The 1,832-nt window shown below is 56.1% G+C and carries 1 protein-coding gene; it reads left to right on the top strand.

Annotation, left to right across the window (positions count from 1 at the left end):
- Window positions 1-95 precede the first annotated feature (95 nt).
- Window positions 96-1,703 carry an IS1182 family transposase gene (locus NB063_RS31995; protein WP_250933898.1) on the top strand — a complete coding sequence of 536 codons (1,608 nt, stop codon included), beginning with the start codon at window positions 96-98 and terminating at the stop codon, window positions 1,701-1,703.
- Window positions 1,704-1,832: the final 129 nt, after the last annotated feature.

Raw genomic sequence — 1,832 nt, 5'->3', positions numbered from 1 at the left:
GCAGGCTGTTGATTTAGTGTTTCCGTAGATCGGTGGGTTTGCCGGCTAGTCGGTTGGCGGATTTGCGCTAAACTTGGGCCTAGGAGGTTCAACGTATGAGTCAAAGATCACGCAAGGCAAACTACTGGCAAGACGCACCGATGCCACGCGAGCAGTTGGTGCTGATTCCCACCGCGCTGGAAGAAGTCATCGCCGACGATCATCCGGTCAGACTCGTTGACGAGATCCTCGATGAACTCGACTGGACCGATTGGGAAGCCACCTACCACGGCTCGAAGGGCCAGCCGCCGATTCATCCATCGATCATGGCAAAGATATGGCTCTTCGCTTTGATTCGACGACTCCGCAGTAGTCGGCAGATTGAATATGAATTGAAGCACTCGATCGACTTCATCTGGCTTGCCTCTGGCCGACGTATCGACCACACCACGCTCAGTGAGTTTCGACGCAAGAACTCCGCCGCACTTCGCAACATCTTCAAGCAGATGATCAAACTGGCGATCGACTTGAAAGTCGCCAATCTCGCTGAACTGTGCATCGATGGCACGCGTGTGTTGGCCAGTGCCAACCGCTGCAAGACTTGGACGACCAAGCGGCTAGCCAAGGCGCTTGAGCATCTCGACGCGCAAATCGCCGAAGCGCTCGCAGGCGTGGAAATCAACGACAAGAACGAGCAGAACCTGTTCGGCGAAGAGGTCCCGACAGACAAATTGCCTACTCCGGTAGCTGACTTGCAGTCTCGTCGCGAGCAGCTTGCCGGGTTGATGGAAAAGACCAAGGCGATGGACGCAACTCGCAAGAAGAACCGCAGCAAAGGTTCCGCTCAACTTCCCAAGACCGATCTCGACAGCCGCATTTTGCCCAATAAAGAGGGCGGTTACGCGGCCAATTACACGCCGATGGCTGTCACGGAAACAGGCAGCGGCTTGATCGTCGACTGCGAAGTGGTGATCGGCAACGTCGAGCACGATCAGTTCTGCACGATTGTCGATGCGGTGCAATCGAACTTCGAGATCGACATCGAGCGTGTGCTGGTCGACAGCGCGTACACCACCGGCGCGAACCTCAGCAGTGCCGAAGCAAAAGAGATTGAGTTGATCGGTCCGTTGGCGGAAGTCAAGTGCGAAGACAACCCGGCGATCCGCGAAGATCCCACCGTTCCCGTTGCTGAGGAAGACTTGGATCGTTTGCCGATCAATCCTCAAACGAAGCGGTTTGATAAGTCGGCATTCGTGTACGAGGAATCGTCAGACTGTTACTACTGTCCTGCGGGTAAACCGCTTCCGCACCGGAGGACGGTAAACACGACACATGGTTGCGGCACGCCGGTACAGCGACACGTTTATATCAGTCGCGACTGTGCGGGCTGTCCGCTCGCGAAGCGTTGTCGAACGAAGCCCGATGCCAAACGTGGTCGCGAAGTGATTCACGATGAGCATGAGGAAGCCCGTCGTCGTCACCGGGTTCGAATGCAGAGCGAGGAGTCACAGTCGGCTTGCATGCGTCGTCAGCACATCGGTGAGAGACCGTTCGCGGTCATCAAGTCAATGTTCGACCTACGTCGCTTCTTGCTTCGCGGCATCGAGGGCGTGGGTCAAGAGTGGCGGTGGGCTTCGACGGCCTTCAATCTGAAGAAATTAATGAGCGTGTGGGGAGCACTGCGCAGTGAGTCGAGTGAAATGACCGCATCGCCGGTAATCTAGGCCAAATAGGCGAAAGCCTGCGCGGATTTGGAGGCTGTTGGACCACTTTCTAGCAAGCCTTAGACGCTCACCAGCTTGCCAGCCAAGAAAATCCTCCGGACAAAAACGTCAGGACATAAAACACGGCGC

It is taken from the genome of Aporhodopirellula aestuarii (genome assembly GCF_023701485.1).
Taxonomy (GTDB): domain Bacteria; phylum Planctomycetota; class Planctomycetia; order Pirellulales; family Pirellulaceae; genus Rhodopirellula; species Rhodopirellula aestuarii.
The sequence above is the reverse complement of the archived record's forward strand: the minus strand, read 5'-3'. Positions and strand labels throughout refer to the sequence as shown.